The sequence below is a fragment of the Pseudonocardia sp. Ae505_Ps2 genome, assembly GCF_001932425.1.
GTDB lineage: Bacteria > Actinomycetota > Actinomycetes > Mycobacteriales > Pseudonocardiaceae > Pseudonocardia.
The window spans coordinates 1760055-1776363 of record NZ_MCIP01000001.1; the positions used below are offsets into that span (position 1 = coordinate 1760055).

Below are 16309 nucleotides of genomic sequence, written 5' to 3' on the forward strand. Positions count from 1 at the left end.
CCCAGAGCAGAGGAAGGACGCCGATCCGATGGCGACCATGAAGGCGGTCGTGCTCCGCGAGCCGCACAAGATCGAGGTCATGGAGGTCCCGAAGCCGGAGATCACCGACCCCGGTGACGTCCTGCTGCGGGTCGACCTCACGGCGATCTGCGGGACCGACCTGCACCCCTACGAGGGGCGCATCGTGATCGAGGACGACGTGGTGCTCGGCCACGAGTTCCTCGGCACCGTCGAGGCCGTCGGATCCGCGGTCAACCTCGTCTCCGAGGGCGACCGCGCCGTCGCCTCCTGCGTCGTGAGCTGCGGCAACTGCTACAACTGCCGCCGCAACCGGCCGGGCCAGTGCTTCGGCACGATGATCTTCGGGCTCGGGGTGACCTTCGGCAGCCTGTCCGGCGGCCAGGCCGAGTACGTGATCGTGCCGAACGCCGACCGCACGCTGCGCAAGCTCTCCGACGAGGGCAAGGGCAACGACGAGGACAAGCTGTTCGTCGGCGACATCATGGCGACCGGCTACGAGGCCGTCCGCAAGTTCATCCAGCCCGGCGACACCGTCGCCGTGGTCGGGGCCGGCCCGGTCGGGCTGTGTGCCGCGATGTCGGCGAACGTGCTCGGCGCCGCGCAGACGATCGTGGTGGACAAGGTCCCGGCCCGCCTCAAGGAGGCGGAGGCCATCGGTGCCGTCCCGGTGAACGCCGACGAGACCGACCCGGCCGACGCCGTGCAGGACCTCACCGACTGGCGGGGCGCCGACGTCGTGATCGACGCCGTCGGGCACCCGTCGGCGCTGCTGTCGGCCTGCACCCTGGTCCGCTCCGGTGGCGCGATCTCGATCCCCGGTGTGTACACCGAGGACAGCATCGAGCTGCCCTTCGGCGACCTGTACCTGAAGGGCGTCACCATCGCCCAGGGCGTCGCGAACATCACGAACTACATGGACGAGACGCTGGCGCTCATCGCGGCGGGCAAGCTCGACCCGAGCCGGTTCATCTCGCACCGCATGCCGATGTCGCAGGCGACCGAGGCGTACCGGATGTTCGAGGAGCGCGAAGCCACCAAGATCGTCCTGGACCCGACCGCATGACCGCCGGGACGACCGTCCGCCACTTCCCGATGCGGATCGGTGGCGAGGACGTGGACTCGAACGACCGCCTCGAGATCCGTGACCCGCAGAACGGTGAGCTGGTCGCCACCGCCGCCTCCGGTGGCGCGTCGGCGATCGACGCGGCCGTCGACGCGGCCCAGGCCGCCTTCGACGACGGCGGCTGGTCGCGAGCCACCCCGGCGCACCGCGCCTCGGTGATGCGCGCGATCGCCGACCGGCTCGGCGAGCGGCTCGACGAGATGGTCGAGCTGGAGATCATGGCCAACGGCGCCACCGTGCGTCAGGCCACCGGCTTCCACGTCGGCTACTGCGCCCCGCACCTGGAGTACTTCGCCGGCCTGGCGGAGCGCTACGAGTTCGAGACGCCCATGCCGCGGGCCACGTTCCCGGTGCTCGGCCAGTCGACGCTCCGCAAGGAGCCGATCGGCGTGGTCGGCGCGATCGCACCGTGGAACTTTCCGCTGCTGCTGAGCCTGTGGAAGTTCGCCCCGGCCCTGGCCGTCGGCAACTCGGTGATCCTCAAGCCGGACGAGAAGACCCCGCTGTCGGCGCTGGAGTTCGCGGCCATTGCCGAGGAGTGCGGGCTGCCGCCGGGTGTGTTCAACGTCGTCCCGGGCCCCGGCCCGGACGCCGGCGCGCGCCTGGCCAGCCACCCGGGCGTCGGCAAGATCGGCTTCACCGGATCCACCGACGTCGGACGCGAGATCATGCGCCTGGCCTCGGGCACGGTCAAGGCCGTGACCCTGGAGCTCGGCGGCAAGTCGCCGGCGCTGGTCCTCGACGACGCCGACCTCGACATCGCCGTCGACGGGGTGCTCTACGGCTGCATGCTGTACTCCGGCCAGATCTGCGAGTCGATGACCCGGCTGCTGCTGCCGGACTCGCTGCACGACGAGTTCGTGGAGCGCATGGTCGCCCGCGCGTCCACCATCCGGCTCGGGGACACCCGGGACTGGGAGACCGACATGGGCCCGGTCGTCTCGGCGAAGCAGAAGGACCGGATCCTCGAGCTGATCCGGTCCGGCAAGGACGAGGGCGCCACCGCGGTCCTGGGCGGCGACGAGGCCCACGTCGAGGGCTACGAGGGCGGTCACTGGATCCAGCCGACCATCTTCACCGGCGTCCGCAACGACATGCGGATCGCCCGCGAGGAGATCTTCGGTCCGGTGCTGTCGGTCATCCGCTACGGCTCGGAGGCCGAGGGCGTCGCCCTGGCCAACGACACGCAGTACGGGCTGGCGTCGTCGGTGTGGAGCCGCGACAACTCCCGGGCCCTGGACGTCGCCGAGAAGATCAAGGCCGGCTCGGTCTGGATCAACGACGCGCACCAGATCAACTGCGAGGTGCCGTTCGGCGGGTACAAGCAGTCCGGCGTCGGCCGTGAGCTCGGCCCACGCGCGCTGGACCCCTACGTCGAGGAGAAGAACGTCCACCTCGACCTGTCCGGCACCCGCGAGGCGCGTCCGTACGACGTCCTGCTGAGCCACGCCGACGACTGAGGCCTGCCCCGCCATCGGCCCCGTCCCCCGGTACCCCCTCACCGGGGGACGGGGCCGCCTCTCCCGATGGGGGTACGACCTCCCCCTCCCGGGGAGACGACCGTCCCCACGTCTCTCCGCACACTCGTCAGTGACCCCGTGTCACCAGCTTTCCGCCCGCGGAGCACCCCGCCGGGCTCGGAGGAGATCCGATGACCGCCACCTTCGACGCCACCGACTTCGAGTCGGAGATGTACGACCCGGACGCCGTGGACATGATCCCGGCCACCAGCGAGGGCAAGCCCGAGCACTACCCGATCGACATCTCGACCAAGGCGTTCTGGAACCAGACCTCGGAGCAGCGTGAGGAGACCTTCAAGGTCCTGCGCCGCGAGCAGCCGGTCTCCTGGCAGCGTCCGGTCGACGACGCCGTCACCCCCGACCCCGACGACCCCGGCTACTGGGCGGTGGTCAGCCACGCCGACATCGTCACGGTCAGCCGGGACAACGACACCTTCATCTCCGGGCAGGGTGTGCTGTTCGATCTGCTCCCGCCGATCTTCCTCGAGCTGACCCAGTCCTTCCTCGCGATGGACAACCCCAAGCACGACCGGCTCCGCAAGCTCGTCGCCTCGGCGTTCACGCCCAAGCAGATCAAGCTGATCGACGACCGGATCGCGCTGGCCGCGAAGGAGATCGTCGACGACGTCGTCGCCGAGCCCTCCGGCGAGATCGACTTCGTCCAGCGGGTCGCGAAGGTGCTCCCCACCCGCATCTTCTGCGACATCATGGGCGTCCCCGAGCACCTGCGCGAGGCCACTGAGCGCAACGCCGCCGACATCGTCGCCTGGGCCGACGACGAGGTCCTCGCCGGCCGCGCCGCCGACGAGGTGCAGGTGCAGGCCGCGACGAACCTGCACGACATCGCCGCCGAGCTCATCGAGCTGAAGACCGCGGAGCCGTCCGACGACCTGATCACCTCGCTGATCAACGCCGAGGTGGACGGCCAGAAGCTCGACGAGTTCGAGATCGGCTCGTTCTTCGTGCTCATGGCGGTCGCCGGCACCGACACCACCCGGCACACCTCGGCGTTCACCGTCCGCGCCTTCACCCACTTCCCCGAGCAGAAGCAGTGGCTCATGGAGGACTTCGACGGCCGGATCAACAACGCGATCGAGGAGTTCGTCCGGTACGCCTGCCCGGTCATGACCTTCCGCCGCACCGCGGTCGTCGAGACCGAGCTGGGCGGCAAGAAGATCGTCCCCGGCGACAAGGTCGTCATGTTCTACCCGTCGGGCTGCATGGACGAGAAGGTCTTCGACGACCCGGAGAAGTTCGACCTCTCCCGGGAGAACGCGAAGGCGCACACCGGCTTCGGCGGCGGCGGCGTGCACTTCTGCCTGGGCAACCAGCTCGCGAAGTCCATGCTCAAGGCGCTGTTTCGCGAGCTGCTGTTCCGCATCCCGCAGTTCGAGGTCGGCGAGCCCGAGCTGCTGGGCACCAACTTCATGCGCGGGGTGAAGCGCATGCCGTTCCGATTCTCCCTGGAGAAGTGATGGGTCTGCGTATCGAGCTCGACGAGGGCAAGTGCAGCGGCCTGGGCCTGTGCGAGGCCGAGGCGCCGGAGCTCTTCGAGGTCCGCGACGACGGTTCGCTCGCGGTGCTGGACGCCACCCCGGCCGAGGAGCACCGGGCGGCCTGCGAGGCGGCGATCGCCTCCTGTCCGACCGAGGCGCTGCGCCTCGTCGAGAGCTGACCGCACACACCCCCTCACCGCGGGGACGCCGGGAGACCGCCACTCCCGGCGTCCCCACTCCCTTCTCCGGAGGAGCACACCGTGGAGCACCTCGTCGTCGTCGGTGCGTCGCTGGCCGGCATCCGGGCCGTCGAGGCGGCCCGCAAGGCCGGCCACCGGGGCGCCGTGACCCTCGTCGGGGCCGAGCGGCACCTGCCCTACGATCGCCCGCCGTTGTCGAAGGCCTTCCTCGACGACACCGGCGAGGAGCCGGCCGACCCGCGGTTCCGGACCGAGGAGCACCTGCGCGACGAGCTGGGGGTCGAGCTGCGCCTCGGCGTCCCGGCGACCTCGCTGGACACCGCGGCGAGACTGGTCGGGCTCGGCGACGGCGCCGAGCTGGGCTACGACGCGCTCGTCGTCGCGACCGGCGGGGCGGCGCGGCCGCTGCCCGGCACCGAGGACCTCTCCGGGGTGCACGCGCTGCGGACCTGGGACGACGCGCTCGCCGTCCGCTCCGCGCTGGACGCGGGCGCCCGCACCGTCGTCATCGGTGCGGGGTTCATCGGCTCGGAGGTCGCCAGCTCGGCGCGCAAGCGCGGCCTGCCCGCGACGATCGTGGAGACCCTGCCGGTCCCGCTGGTCCGTTCGGTCGGCGAGGACATGGGCAAGGCCTGCGCCGACCTGCACCGCGCGCACGGCACCGACCTGCGCTGCGGAGAGACCGTCGACGGGCTGGAGTCCTCCGGCGGCGCGGTCACCGGGGTCCGCCTGGGGTCGGGCGAGATCGTCCCGGCGGACCTGGTCGTCGTCGGGATCGGGGTGTCCCCGTGCACCGGCTGGCTGGAGGGCTCGGGCGTCGAGCTGCACCAACGCGACCGCGGCGTCGTCGCCGACGCCACGCTGCGTGCCGCCGACGGGGTGTACGCCGCGGGCGACGTCGTGCACTTCCCGAACCACCTGTTCGACGGCGAGGTCATGCGGCTGGAGCACTGGACCACCGCCGCCGAGCAGGGCGCGGTGGCAGCCAGGAACGCGCTGGACCCGGCGAACGCCACCGAGCTCGGCACCGTTCCGTACTTCTGGTCGGACTGGTACTCCAGCCGGATCCAGTTCGTCGGCCGGCCCGCCGCCGACGAGATCCGGGTGGTGTCCTCCGAGCAGGGCGACGACCGCTTCCTCGCGCTCTACCGGCGCGGCGACCGGCTGGTCGGGACGATCACGATCGACCGGCCCACCCAGATCATGAAGTACAAGCGGCTGATCTCGAAGCGGGCGAGCTGGGCCGAGGCGCTGGAGTTCGCCGGGGTGGGCTAACCGTTCCGCTGGCCGTGCTGACCCGAGGCGTCCGCGGCATCGCCGTCGTCGACCTCGAGCATCCGGCGGGCCAGGCGCTTCCAGCTCGCGAGGTGCGGCTCGGTCTCGTGGTCGCGGGGGTTGATGGCGTAGGTCATCGCGACCCCGCGCATGCTGGTGAACAGCAGCTCGCGGCACTCGTCGAAGGCCGGGTGGCTGGACAGCGCGGGGCCGAACAGGGTGGCGACCACGTGGGCCACCGCGGTGCCGAGGCGCCGCTCCGCGGGGAGCAGCTCGGCACGGATGTCGTCGTTGGTGCGGGCCGCGACCCACAGCTCCATCGACGCCCAGAAGTACGGCTGCATGAACGTGCCCCACAGCAGCTCCACGGCCCGCTCACAGCGGGCGGTGCCGGTGGTCCCCCCGTACTCCGAGTCCACCACCCACTGCTCCATGTCGGCGATCCGCTCGGCGGCCAGGTGCTGCGCGGCCGCGATGAGCAGTGACTCGCGGCTCGGGAAGTGGTGCAGCAGCCGCCCGCGCGACACCCCCGCGCGCCGCTGCACGGTCACGGTCGTCGAGTGCGCGTGGCCGTGCTCGTACAGCTCGTCGAGGGCGGCCGCGAGGATGATGGCCCGGCTGCTGGCCCGGCGTTCGTCCTGCGTGCGGCGGGGGCGGGGCGAGTGCGGTCCGCCCGCGGGGGAAGCCATGCCGGGGAGGGTAGCCCTCGGCGGCGTGACGGACGGCCGTACGTGCTGCTCCACCCGACCCCGGGGTTCGTCGTCCGAGGGGGGTCGATGATCGATGACGACACTCGTCCGCTCACATCGTGGGACGGGACGTAACACTCTCGGGTATCCGCTTCGATCACCAGAGTGACGTCGGACGTGAGGCGGGTGGATGGACAGCACCGGACCGTACGGGCGGTACTACGCGGAGCGCGCCGCGGCGGGTCAGCGCACCGTGCTGTGGCCGTGGCTGCTGCTGGCGCTGGTCGTGCCGGTGGTGCTGCTGGGCGGGGCGATCGTGAACGGCGACGACCGTGCCGAGGCGACCACCGTCCACCGGGCCGCGCCCGTCCCGGCGCGGGAGGCGACCGAGGGCGTGTACCGCGCCGGTCTCGACCTCGCACCGGGCACCTGGGCCACCGACGGTCCGACCCCGGGCCGGGAGTGCGGCTACACGCGCACCGGCGTGGACGGCACCGAGGTGTCCCGCGGGGTCCTGCACGGCCCGGCCGCCGCCCGGGTCCTCGACGGCGAGTCGGTCGTCCTCACCGGAGCCTGCACCTGGTCGCTCCGCTGACCCGTCGGTCGGGATCGCCCGTCCGCGTGCCCGGTCCGTACATTCAGCGGGGTGCGTGACGCCGAGTCGGGACCGGTCCCCGGACCCGCCGTGCTCCGTCGCGAGCCGGGGCGGCTGCTCTGGGAGCAGCTGCTCGATGACCTGCGCCGCCGCCTGGACTCCGACGCGTTCACCCACGGCTTCCCCGGCGAGCTCGCCCTGGGCCGGGAGTACGGCGTCAGCAGACACACCGTCCGCCAGGCGGTGAAGGTGCTGCGCGACGAGGGCCGCGTCGTCGGGACGCGGGGCCGGCCGTCGCGGCAGGCGGCGCCGGTCGAGACCGCCCAGCGCCTGGGCGCGCTGTACAGCATCCACGAGTCCGTCCGGGCCATGGGCCTGGAGCAGCGCAGCGTCGTGCGCTCCCTGGACGTCCGCGCCGACGGCGTGGTCGCGGCGCGTCTCGGCCTGGAGGAGTCGACACCGCTGGTGCACCTGGAACGGCTGCGGCTGGCCGGTGGCGAGCCGCTCGCGCTGGACCGGGTGTGGCTCCCGCACGACCTGGCCGCGCCGCTGCTGCACGCCGACTTCACCGGGGTCGCCCTCTACCAGCGCTACGCCGAGCTGTGCGGCGTGGTGCTCACCGGTGGCCACGAGACCATCGCGCCGATCCTGCCCACCCCCGCCGAACACCGGCTGCTGGGCGGGAGCCCGTCGACCGCCGCGTTCTCGGTGTCCCGGCTCGGCAGCGCGAAGGGGCGCCCGGTCGAGTGGCGCCGCACGCTGGTGCGCGGGGACCGCTTCGTGCTGCGGGCCGACTTCTCCACCCGCGACGGCTACCAGCTCGACCTGCTCAAGGCCCCCGACCGCAGCGACCCGCGTCGCTGAACGCCCCTATGCGGGGCGAGCAGGTTCGGAGCGGACGAGCGCACCGTGCACGGTCCGGGCACCGACGACGAGCCAGGCCGCCACCAGCAGCACGTACAGCGCCATAGCGACGACGGCGAGCGCCGGCGTCCCCAGCCGTTCCACCAGCAGGTTCGTGCCGGTCACGCAGGTCCCCAACGGGAAGGTGAAGCTCCACCAGGTCAGCGTGAACGGCAGTCCCCGCCGGACGGTCCGCAGGGTCACCGCGGCCGCGAGCGCCAGCCACAGCATCGCGAACCCCCACACCGGGACTCCGTAGACCACCGCGATCACCGCCGCGGCGCCCGCGTACGGCTCCGGCACGCTGCCGGGCGCGGCGTTCGCCAGGAGCCCGGCCGCGGTGACCGACTGGCCGAGCGGGCCGAGCACGATCCACAGGGTGGGGACGGCCGCCGCCGGGCCGGTCCCGTGCACGACGAGCCGGTGCCAGATCTGCGGGAGCAGGGCCAGCGTCGCGAACAGGCTCATCCCGAACAGCGCGACGCAGGCGAGCAGCAGCGTGGTGCGGCCCTGGCCCGGCGCCAGGTGCACGACGAGCAGCGCCCCGTCCGCGGCCGACACCATCGGCGGCACCACCGGCAGCAGCCACGCGGGGGACACCGCGTCCGGCCCGACCGTGTGCCGGGTGATCATCAGATACGGCACGCCGACCGCGGTGACCAGCCCGAACACCGTCCCGACGAGCCACAGCACCGCGCTCGTCGCGAGCGCGGCCGGAGCGCCGAGCACGGCAGGGCCGAACTGGACCGCGCCGGCGCCGACCGTCATGAAGGCCATCGCGACGGCGCCGTAGGACTGCACGGCCACCGGGTCCGCGGCGTGCGCGCGGGCCCGCTCGGGGGAGCGCACCCGGTGCGCCACCGCCGCGGCCACGAGCACCACCAGCAGTGCCGAGGCCAGGCCCCACACCCCGGTCGCCCACGCGGTCAGCAGCGGGGAGCGGAACGGCAGCGTCGCGGCGGCCCCGCCGACGATCCCGGTGCCCATCACCGCGGCGAACCAGTTCGGCCCGAACGACCGGACCGCGTCGCCCGGGGTGTCGAGCCCGCGCAGCAGCCCGAGGCGGACGAACGCGTGCGGCGGAGCGGCCGCGGCCGGGGGACGGAGGTGCGTGGTCATGTCCCCACGGTCGGCCGGTCGGTGACCGGGCGGTACCCGTCGCGGCGTTGCGGAGTCACAATCAGAGGTTGTGACCCTGTCCCCGCGCGTCGCCGATCTCGTGCCCTACGACCTGCTGGTCTCGGTCGCCACCCTGGGGAGCATGGGCAGGGCTGCCGCGGTCCACGGCATCTCCCAGGCCGCGGTCAGCGCCCGGGTCAGGACGCTGGAGGCCGCACTCGGGCTGACCCTGCTGGAACGGTCGCCGCGCGGTACCCGGCTCACCCCGGACGGGGCGCTCGTCGTCGAACGGGCGCGGGCCGTGCTGGACGCCGCGCACGCCCTGGACGAGGGCGTCGCCGCGCTGCGCACCGACCGGGCGGCCCGGCTGCGGGTGGCCGCCAGCTTCACCGTCGCGGAGTACCTGCTGCCCCGCTGGCTGGTCGCGCTGCGCGCCGAGCTGCCCGGCACCGCGGTCACGCTGACCTCGCACAACACCGCCGAGGTGGTCGACGACGTCCGCTCCGGCGACGCCGACCTCGGATTCGTCGAGGGCCCGGACCTGCCCGCCGACCTCGACGGCCAGGTCGTCGGGCGGGACCGGCTGGTGCTCGTCGTCGCGCCGGACCACCCGTGGGCCCGGCGCCGTGCGGTGGACGCGGCGCGGCTCGCGACGACGCCGCTGGTGGCCCGCGAGCCCGGCTCGGGCACCCGGGAGTTCCTGGAGCGCGCCCTCGGGGACCTCGCGCCGCCGGTGCTGGAGCTCGGCTCGACGACGGCGATCAAGAACGCGGTCGCGGGCGGCGCGGGCCCGGCGGTGATCAGCGGTCTGGCGGTGGCGGCCGAGGTGGCGGCCGGAACGCTGCGGACGGTCCCGGTGCGCGGCGCCGACCTGCAGCGACGCCTGCGCGCCGCCTGGCGGCGGGGCCGCGCGCCGTCCGGGCCCGCGCTGGTCCTGGTGCGGCTCGCGGCTCACCGCTGACCGGTCCCGGGGCACCGCAGGTTCCCGTCCGCGACGGACGGGCGCCGCGGACGGGACCGTCGAGGTGCAGGCTCAGCAGGCAGCCAAGGCCGTGTCGAGGTCCGGGTACCAGGTGATGACCTGGTCCAGCCCGGTCATCCGCACCGGTCGGATCACCGCCCGGTTGTCCGGGCCGGTGACCCCGTCCAGGCGGACCCCGGCCTCGCCGGCCGCGCGCGAGGACCGGACCACCGCCGTCAGACCGTGCGACCCGAGGAACCCGACGCCGGACAGGTCCAGCAGGGCCCGCGCCGGTCGCGTCTGGTGGAGCATCTCCGACATCCGCACCCGGATCGCCTCGGCCTCGGCGAGGTCGACCTCGCCGATCACATCGAGGACGGTCACCCCGGGCGCCGGGGTGTGCTCGCGCAGGCTCACCCGGGAGTGCGGTTCCGGCCAGCTGCCCGTGTGGCCGAGCCGCCGGCGGTCGGGCTCGGCCGCCGTCACGACGGCCGCCCGACGCCGGGCACGCCTGGCCGGCGACCCCGCCTGCCCGATGGGGCGGGGCCGCGTGTCCGGGAACGTGCGGCCGAGTTTCCGATGGGCTCACCGTACCGGGCCCGGGTCGGTTGTCCACCGGTCGACCTGCAGGATCCCGGCCCGAGGGACAGTCTTCACCGGGTGACCACCTCCGCATCACCGCGGCCGGAGGACCCGGCCGGCGACGGCGCCGTGACCGTCGTGCGGCGCGGGCCGACGGGTGTACCGGCACACCGCCGGGTCGATCGTCCGGCTGCCGCAGGAGTGATCCGCCGACCGCCGGGAACCCCGTCGGGGCACACCCGAGGAGAGGACACCCGTCGTGCAGATCGGCTTCAAGCTCTTCGCCGAGGCCTACACACCGCAGGAGATGGTCCGTCAGGCCGTCCGTGCCGAGGAGGCCGGTTTCGACTTCGTCGAGATCTCCGACCACTACCACCCGTGGCTGGAGAGCCACGGCCACTCCGGGTTCGCCTGGTCGATCCTCGCCGCCATCGCGATGCGGACCGAGCGGATCGGCCTGGCCACCGGGGTGACCTGCCCGACGATCCGCTACCACCCGGCGATCATCGCCCAGGCCGCGGCGACGACCGCGCTGCTGTCCGAGGGCCGGTTCACCCTCGGCGTCGGCTCGGGCGAGCAGCTGTCCGAGCACGTCACCGGACATCCGTGGCCGGTCGTCGGCGTGCGGCACGCGATGCTCCGCGAGGCGTTGGAGATCATCCGGCTGCTGTGGACCGGTGGCTACCGGACCTACCGCGGCACCCACCTGTCCGTCGAGGACGCGCGGGTGTTCGACCTGCCGGAGACGCTGCCGGACATCGTCGTCGCCGCGGGTGGGCCGAAGGCGGCCCGGATCGCCGGTGAGCTGGGTGACGGCCTGTTCGCCACCGAGCCCCGCACCGACCTGATCGACGCCTACACCGCCGCCGGCGGCACCGGTTCCCGCTGGGCCGAGGTCCCGCTGGCCTACGCCGGAACCGTCGACGCGGCGCTGGAGTCGGCGCACCGGCTGTTCCGGTTCGGTCCGACCGGCTGGAAGATCCAGGCCGAGCTGCCCAACGTGCGCAACTTCGAGGCGGCGACGGCCTTCGTCCGTCAGGAGGACATGGCCGACGCGTTCGGAGCGGGCCCGGACGTCGAGGCCCACGTCGCGACGGTGCAGGGCTTCGCCGACGCGGGCTACGACCGGCTCGCGCTGATCAGCGCCGGACCGGACGTCGACGAGTTCTTCACCTTCTACGAGGAGCAGCTCGCCGGCCGCCTGCGCGACCTCGCCGACCGGTGACCACGGATCGGGCACCGGACGGGTCGGCGTGCGACGTGTCCGGTGCCCGACCGTGACCACGGCCGGTCGGCCGTACGGTCCCGGTGACCGCGCCGCGGCAGGCACCGGGACGAGCGGGCCCCTCGTCAGCCGTCCAGCTTCGACGGGTCCAGGGTCGCCGTCTTCACCCCGAGGCTGCGGTTGAGCAGCAGGGTGATCCCGTAGAGGACCAGGCCGAGCAGGAGCAGCAGCCCGGCCAGCTCGTACTGGATCGCGTCCCGCCCGGAGAAGGGCAGGACCAGGTACAGGCTCGCGACCGCGCCGACGATCGGCAGTCCGGGCGGAGCCCGGAAGTGGTCCTCGGCGATCCGGTCGCGGCGCAGCACCAGCACCGCGATGTTGACGATCGTGAACACCGCGAGCAGCAGCAGCGACGTGGTGCCGCCGAGCGCGGAGACGACGTCGGAGTCCGAGTCGAGCGACACGTAGCTGATCAGGGCGAACGAGATCAGCGTCGTGAAGATGATCGACACCCACGGCGTGCGGCGGAACGGGTGCACCCTGGCCAGCGGCTTGGGCAGCACGGCCTGGTTGGCCATCCCGTAGAGCAGCCGCGATGCCATCAGCATGTTGATCAGGGCCGAGTTGGCGACGGCGAACATCGAGATGAACGGCAGCACGACGTCGGCCGGGATGCCGGGGGCGCCGGCGCGGACGACCTCGACCAGCGGAGTCTCGCTCGCGGCCAGCGGGCCGACCGGGACCAGCGCCACCGAGCAGATGGCGACGAGCACGTAGATGATCCCGGTGACGGTCAGGCCGGTGATCATGATCTTGGGGAAGATGCGGCGCGGCTCGTGGCACTCCTCGGCCATGTTCACCGAGTCCTCGAAGCCGACCATCGCGAAGAACGCGAGCGAGGTCGCCGAGGTGACGGCGAGGAACACCCCCTTGTCCTCCGGGGTGTCGAAGGCGACCACGCGCGACCAGTCGGCGTCGCCGCCGGCGATGGCGTAGATCCCGATCAGGATCACCAGGAGCAGGCCGGACAGCTCGACCAGGGTGAGCACTACGTTGAGCTTCACGCTCTCGCCGACGCCGCGGAAGTTCACCAGCGCGACCAGCAGCATGAAGCCGAGCGCGATCAGGACGATCCCGCCGTTGCCCAGGTCCAGCCCGAAGCCCTCGTTCAGGTTCGCCGCGAACGCCCGGGACGCCGTCGACGCCGAGGTGATCCCCGAGCTCATCACCACGAAGGTGACCATGAAGGTCAGGAAGTGGATGCCGAACGCCTTGTGCGTGTAGAGCGCCGCGCCCGCCGCCTGCGGGTACTTGGTGACGAGCTCCAGGTAGGAGAACGCGGTGATCATGGCGACGGCGAAGGCGACCAGGAACGGCACCCACGCCGCCCCGCCGACCTCCTCGGCGACCTGACCGACCAGGGCGTAGATCCCGGTACCCAGGATGTCGCCGATGATGAACAGCAGCAGCAGCTTGGGCCCCATGACGCGCTTCAGCCCGGGACCGTCCTCCGCCACCTGCGTCGTGGCTTCCGCCATCGTGCCGTGCTCCCCTCCGCGGCGGCCCGGTGCCGCCCGCGACCGGGCCAGCCTGGTGGGGGGTTCGTGCCGTGTCGAGTCGAAAGGGCGGCGTGTTTCCTCCGGAACGAGTGTGTGTGCCGTCGGCCACGGGACGGCCACCCTCCGATGTCTGCTCGCGGGCCGTCGGGCGGCGCCCCGGAGGAACCGGGCTCAGCCGCGGTGGCGGGGCCGGCGCGGAGTGTCCGGGTAGGGCTCGGGGTGGCCGTCGTCGACCGGGCCGGGCCGGGGTGCCTGCGGCGCGGGCTGCGGAGGCAGCGGACGGCCCTGTGGCTGCCCGGGCGGCACCGGCGGCGCCGGCGCCGTTGGCTGCCCGACGGCACCGGGCGACGGCGCGAGGGTCCGCTCGCGGTCCCGCTCGGCCTGGTCGCGGAGCAGGTCGCGGATCTCCTTGAGCAGGTCCAGGTCGGTCTCCAGGGCCGGGTCCTCCGCGTCGCGCCTGCGGCGGTCCTGGAGCCACTTCATCGGGAAGACGACCAGGAAGTAGATGACCGCGGCGGTGATCAGGAAGGTGATGACGGCGTTGAGGAAGCTCGCGTAGTCGAGCTGCACCTCGTCGGTCAGCGGGATCGTGCCCGGGGGCACGGCGTTCTCCCCGCCGGAGAACAACCGGAGCAGCGGCTCCAGGAACGCCTTGGTGAAGGCGGTGACCACGGACGTGAACGCCGCACCGATGACGACGGCGACGGCCAGGTCGATCACGTTGCCGCGCAGCAGGAATTCCTTGAAGCCCTTCAGCACGCCGGAGCACTCCTCGGGGTCGGGGGCGGGGTGGGTCCGGCGCAGGAGGGTAACCGGACCGGGACCGCCGCGCCGGGCCTGCGGCTGCCCGGTGCCGCACCGGCCCGGGCGGTGGGGGTCAGGCGGTGGGGCCGGCCCCGGCCGCCGGAGCGTCCGTGCGGGCAGAGGCGTCCGGGACGCCCGGGCGGGCGGCGATGAGCCGGTCCAGGAAGTCCCCGGCCTCGCGGGCGGCGCGGTCCACGTCGCCGTCCGCGATGGCATCGACGATCCCGGTGTGCGAGATGTCGTCGTCGGTGCCCGCGGTGCCCGGCATCGTGGTCTTCACGCTGTCCGCGACCGCCTCCACCACGCCCCGGTAGAGCTCGACGAGCAGGCTGTTGCCCGCACAGCGGACGACGGCGACGTGGAAGTCGGTGTCGGCGCGGGCGGCGAGCTCCACGTCCGCGGCGTCCGGCTCCTCCCCGCGACGGCCGCACTCCGCGACGGCGGCGACGGCCCGGTCGCGCTCGGCCAGCGCGGCCCGCAGGACGGTCAGGTCGGCGTCGGTCCGGCGGGCGGCCGCCATCCGGGCCGCCTCGACCTCCAGGGTGCGGCGGACCTCCAGCACCTCGCGCAGCTCCGGGCCGCACAGCGTGCGCAGCGCCCCGGACAGCTCGGTGGTGGCCCGCACGTAGGTGCCGTCGCCCTGGCGCACCTCCAGCAGGCCGCCGTGGGAGAGGGCACGGACGGCCTCGCGGACGGTGTTCCGGCCGACCTCCAACGACGAGGCCAGCTCCGACTCCGGCGGGATCCGGGCGCCGACCGGCCACTCACCGCCGGTGATGGCGGAACGGAGCTGACCGATGACCTGGTCGACCAGGCCACCGCGGCGCGCTGTGACGAGAGGCACCGGAACATCCTTCCATCCGAACATCCTACGTCTGTAACAATACTGTTTCGTGAGCATTGCTGAGCAGGAGACACGCGCGGAGGAGACCATCGCCACCGGACGGGCCGAGGACATCGGGCCGTCGCGCCGTGGCGCGCTCGTCGGGACCCCCCTGCTCGTCGTCGGGGTGGCGCTCGCCGCCGCGAACCTCCGTCCGGCCGTGACCTCGATGTCCTCGGTGCTCGGCGAGGTCCGCGACGGCCTCGGTGCCTCCGCGATCTGGGCCAGCGTGCTCACCGCCGTCCCCACCATCTGCTTCGGTCTCGCCGCGATCGCGGCCCCGCTGCTCGCCCGTCGCCTCGGCACGGCCCGCGCGATCGGCCTGGCGATGGCGGTCCTGACCGCGGGGCTCGTGCTGCGCGTCGTCGACGGCCCGTGGGTCGTGCTCGGCGGCACCTTCGTCGCCGCGGCGGGCATCGCGATCGGCAACGTGCTGATCCCGGTGGTGGTCAAGCAGTCCTTCCCGCACGCCGTCGGCCGGGTCACCGGCATCTACACCGCGGCGCTGGCCGCGGGTGGCGGGATCGGCGCGGCGTTCACCCCGCCGCTGGAGCCACTGCTCGGCGGCTGGCGCGGCGCGGTCGGGGCGTGGGCGCTGCTGTCGCTGGCCGCACTCGTCGTGTGGGCCGCCGGGGCCCGGCACGGCGAGCCGGAGCCGGTCGTGCGCACCGCGGAGGCCGTGGAGCGACGCCCGATGGTGCGCCGCCCGCTGGCCTGGGTGGTCACCGCGTTCTTCGGGCTGCAGGCCTGCGTCGCCTACGTCGCGATGGGCTGGCTGTCGGAGCTGTTCGTCTCGGTCGGGGTGACCCGCACCGACGCCGGCCTGATGCTCGCCCTGATCAACCTCATCGGCATCCCGCTGAGCTTCATCATCCCGCCGATCGCGCTGAACCGGCCGTCGCAGTCGGGCTGGATCGTCGGGCTCGCCTGCTGCTCGCTGGCCGCCGTCGCCGGGCTCGCGATCGCCCCGGCCGCCGCGCCGTGGCTGTGGACGGTCCTGCTCGGCACCGGCATGGCGGTCTTCCCGCTGGGGCTCGGCGTGATCGCGCTGCGCACCCGCGAGTCCGCCGAGACCACCGACCTGTCGGCGATGGCGCAGGGCTTCGGCTACCTCATCGGCGCGGCGGGTCCGTTCCTGTTCGGGGTCCTGCACGGCGCCACCGGTTCCTGGACGCCGTCGCTGGTGCTGCTCGGCGTGGTGATCGTCGTCGAGATGGTGCTGGGCTGGGTCGCGGGACGCCCGCGACTCGTCTGAAGGCCGGCCGCGCGGCACCGTCGCGGTGATATATGAGAGCCCCCGGTGCCGCGTCCGGCGTCGTGGGCCCGGTGTACCGTCGTGGACGTCCGATCTCCC

The 16309-nt window shown here is 73.1% G+C and carries 16 protein-coding genes; 10 read left to right on the forward strand and 6 right to left on the reverse strand.

Features of this window, described 5'->3' with window-relative positions; all coding sequences use genetic code 11:
• The first annotated feature begins 28 nt into the window (after positions 1 to 28).
• The 5 genes from Ae505Ps2_RS08310 to Ae505Ps2_RS08330 all read left to right on the forward strand — a co-directional run bounded on the left by Ae505Ps2_RS08310 (position 29) and on the right by Ae505Ps2_RS08330 (position 5635).
• On the forward strand, positions 29 to 1084 hold the full coding sequence (locus Ae505Ps2_RS08310) for an alcohol dehydrogenase catalytic domain-containing protein (protein ID WP_083695465.1): 1056 nt from the start codon (positions 29 to 31) through the stop codon (positions 1082 to 1084).
• Positions 1081 to 2604, forward strand: coding sequence for an aldehyde dehydrogenase family protein (locus Ae505Ps2_RS08315; protein ID WP_075334080.1), 1524 nt, complete (start codon positions 1081 to 1083; stop codon positions 2602 to 2604). Before Ae505Ps2_RS08310 ends, Ae505Ps2_RS08315 begins: the two co-directional genes overlap by 4 nt.
• A gap of 191 nt (positions 2605 to 2795) precedes the next feature.
• Positions 2796 to 4139 carry a cytochrome P450 gene (locus Ae505Ps2_RS08320; RefSeq protein WP_083695467.1) on the forward strand — a complete coding sequence of 448 codons (1344 nt, stop codon included), beginning with the start codon at positions 2796 to 2798 and terminating at the stop codon, positions 4137 to 4139.
• A 5-nt stretch (positions 4140 to 4144) separates the two neighbouring features.
• The gene (locus Ae505Ps2_RS08325; RefSeq protein ID WP_043282063.1) at positions 4145 to 4339 is read left to right on the forward strand and encodes a ferredoxin; all 195 of its coding nucleotides are present in this window, start codon (positions 4145 to 4147) and stop codon (positions 4337 to 4339) included.
• Positions 4340 to 4420: 81 nt separating this feature from the next.
• Positions 4421 to 5635 carry an FAD-dependent oxidoreductase gene (locus Ae505Ps2_RS08330; RefSeq protein WP_075553540.1) on the forward strand — a complete coding sequence of 405 codons (1215 nt, stop codon included), beginning with the start codon at positions 4421 to 4423 and terminating at the stop codon, positions 5633 to 5635.
• Here the strand turns inward: Ae505Ps2_RS08330 and Ae505Ps2_RS08335 are convergent.
• Complete coding sequence (locus Ae505Ps2_RS08335) at positions 5632 to 6324, reverse strand: TetR/AcrR family transcriptional regulator (protein ID WP_075308972.1); 693 nt, start codon at positions 6322 to 6324, stop codon at positions 5632 to 5634. The genes Ae505Ps2_RS08330 and Ae505Ps2_RS08335 overlap by 4 nt on opposite strands.
• A 190-nt stretch (positions 6325 to 6514) precedes the next feature.
• Here Ae505Ps2_RS08335 and Ae505Ps2_RS08340 point away from each other — a divergent pair, with 190 nt between their 5' ends.
• On the forward strand, positions 6515 to 6919 hold the full coding sequence (locus Ae505Ps2_RS08340; RefSeq protein WP_075553541.1) for a hypothetical protein: 405 nt from the start codon (positions 6515 to 6517) through the stop codon (positions 6917 to 6919).
• A 51-nt stretch (positions 6920 to 6970) separates the two neighbouring features.
• Positions 6971 to 7783: a GntR family transcriptional regulator gene (locus tag Ae505Ps2_RS08345; protein ID WP_020627738.1), complete on the forward strand. Its 813-nt coding sequence runs from the start codon at positions 6971 to 6973 to the stop codon at positions 7781 to 7783.
• Between the two features lie 6 nt (positions 7784 to 7789).
• Here Ae505Ps2_RS08345 and Ae505Ps2_RS08350 read toward each other — a convergent pair whose 3' ends face one another.
• Entirely contained in the window at positions 7790 to 8941 is a 1152-nt protein-coding gene (locus tag Ae505Ps2_RS08350) for a TDT family transporter (protein ID WP_075308968.1), read from the reverse strand.
• 70 nt (positions 8942 to 9011) lie between these two features.
• On the opposite strand from Ae505Ps2_RS08350, the gene Ae505Ps2_RS08355 reads away from it, so the two are divergent.
• Positions 9012 to 9902 carry a LysR family transcriptional regulator gene (locus tag Ae505Ps2_RS08355; protein ID WP_075308966.1) on the forward strand — a complete coding sequence of 297 codons (891 nt, stop codon included), beginning with the start codon at positions 9012 to 9014 and terminating at the stop codon, positions 9900 to 9902.
• A 72-nt stretch (positions 9903 to 9974) separates the two neighbouring features.
• Here Ae505Ps2_RS08355 and Ae505Ps2_RS08360 read toward each other — a convergent pair whose 3' ends face one another.
• Positions 9975 to 10388 (reverse strand): STAS domain-containing protein, encoded by a 414-nt coding sequence (locus Ae505Ps2_RS08360; RefSeq protein WP_084786234.1) that lies wholly within the window; start codon positions 10386 to 10388, stop codon positions 9975 to 9977.
• 355 nt (positions 10389 to 10743) lie between these two features.
• Between Ae505Ps2_RS08360 and Ae505Ps2_RS08365 the strand changes: the two genes are divergently transcribed.
• A complete protein-coding gene (locus Ae505Ps2_RS08365) occupies positions 10744 to 11709 on the forward strand; it encodes a TIGR03557 family F420-dependent LLM class oxidoreductase (protein WP_075308964.1) in 966 nt (321 codons plus the stop codon).
• 125 nt (positions 11710 to 11834) lie between these two features.
• Here Ae505Ps2_RS08365 and Ae505Ps2_RS08370 read toward each other — a convergent pair whose 3' ends face one another.
• From Ae505Ps2_RS08370 to Ae505Ps2_RS08380, 3 genes are all read right to left on the reverse strand, one after another.
• Entirely contained in the window at positions 11835 to 13247 is a 1413-nt protein-coding gene (locus Ae505Ps2_RS08370; protein ID WP_043282049.1) for an APC family permease, read from the reverse strand.
• A 192-nt stretch (positions 13248 to 13439) separates the two neighbouring features.
• Positions 13440 to 14027 (reverse strand): large-conductance mechanosensitive channel protein MscL, encoded by a 588-nt coding sequence (gene mscL, locus Ae505Ps2_RS34195; protein ID WP_020627732.1) that lies wholly within the window; start codon positions 14025 to 14027, stop codon positions 13440 to 13442.
• A gap of 118 nt (positions 14028 to 14145) precedes the next feature.
• Positions 14146 to 14916: an FCD domain-containing protein gene (locus Ae505Ps2_RS08380; RefSeq protein ID WP_083695469.1), complete on the reverse strand. Its 771-nt coding sequence runs from the start codon at positions 14914 to 14916 to the stop codon at positions 14146 to 14148.
• 49 nt (positions 14917 to 14965) lie between these two features.
• On the opposite strand from Ae505Ps2_RS08380, the gene Ae505Ps2_RS08385 reads away from it, so the two are divergent.
• On the forward strand, positions 14966 to 16210 hold the full coding sequence (locus Ae505Ps2_RS08385; RefSeq protein WP_020623503.1) for an MFS transporter: 1245 nt from the start codon (positions 14966 to 14968) through the stop codon (positions 16208 to 16210).
• Positions 16211 to 16309: the final 99 nt, after the last annotated feature.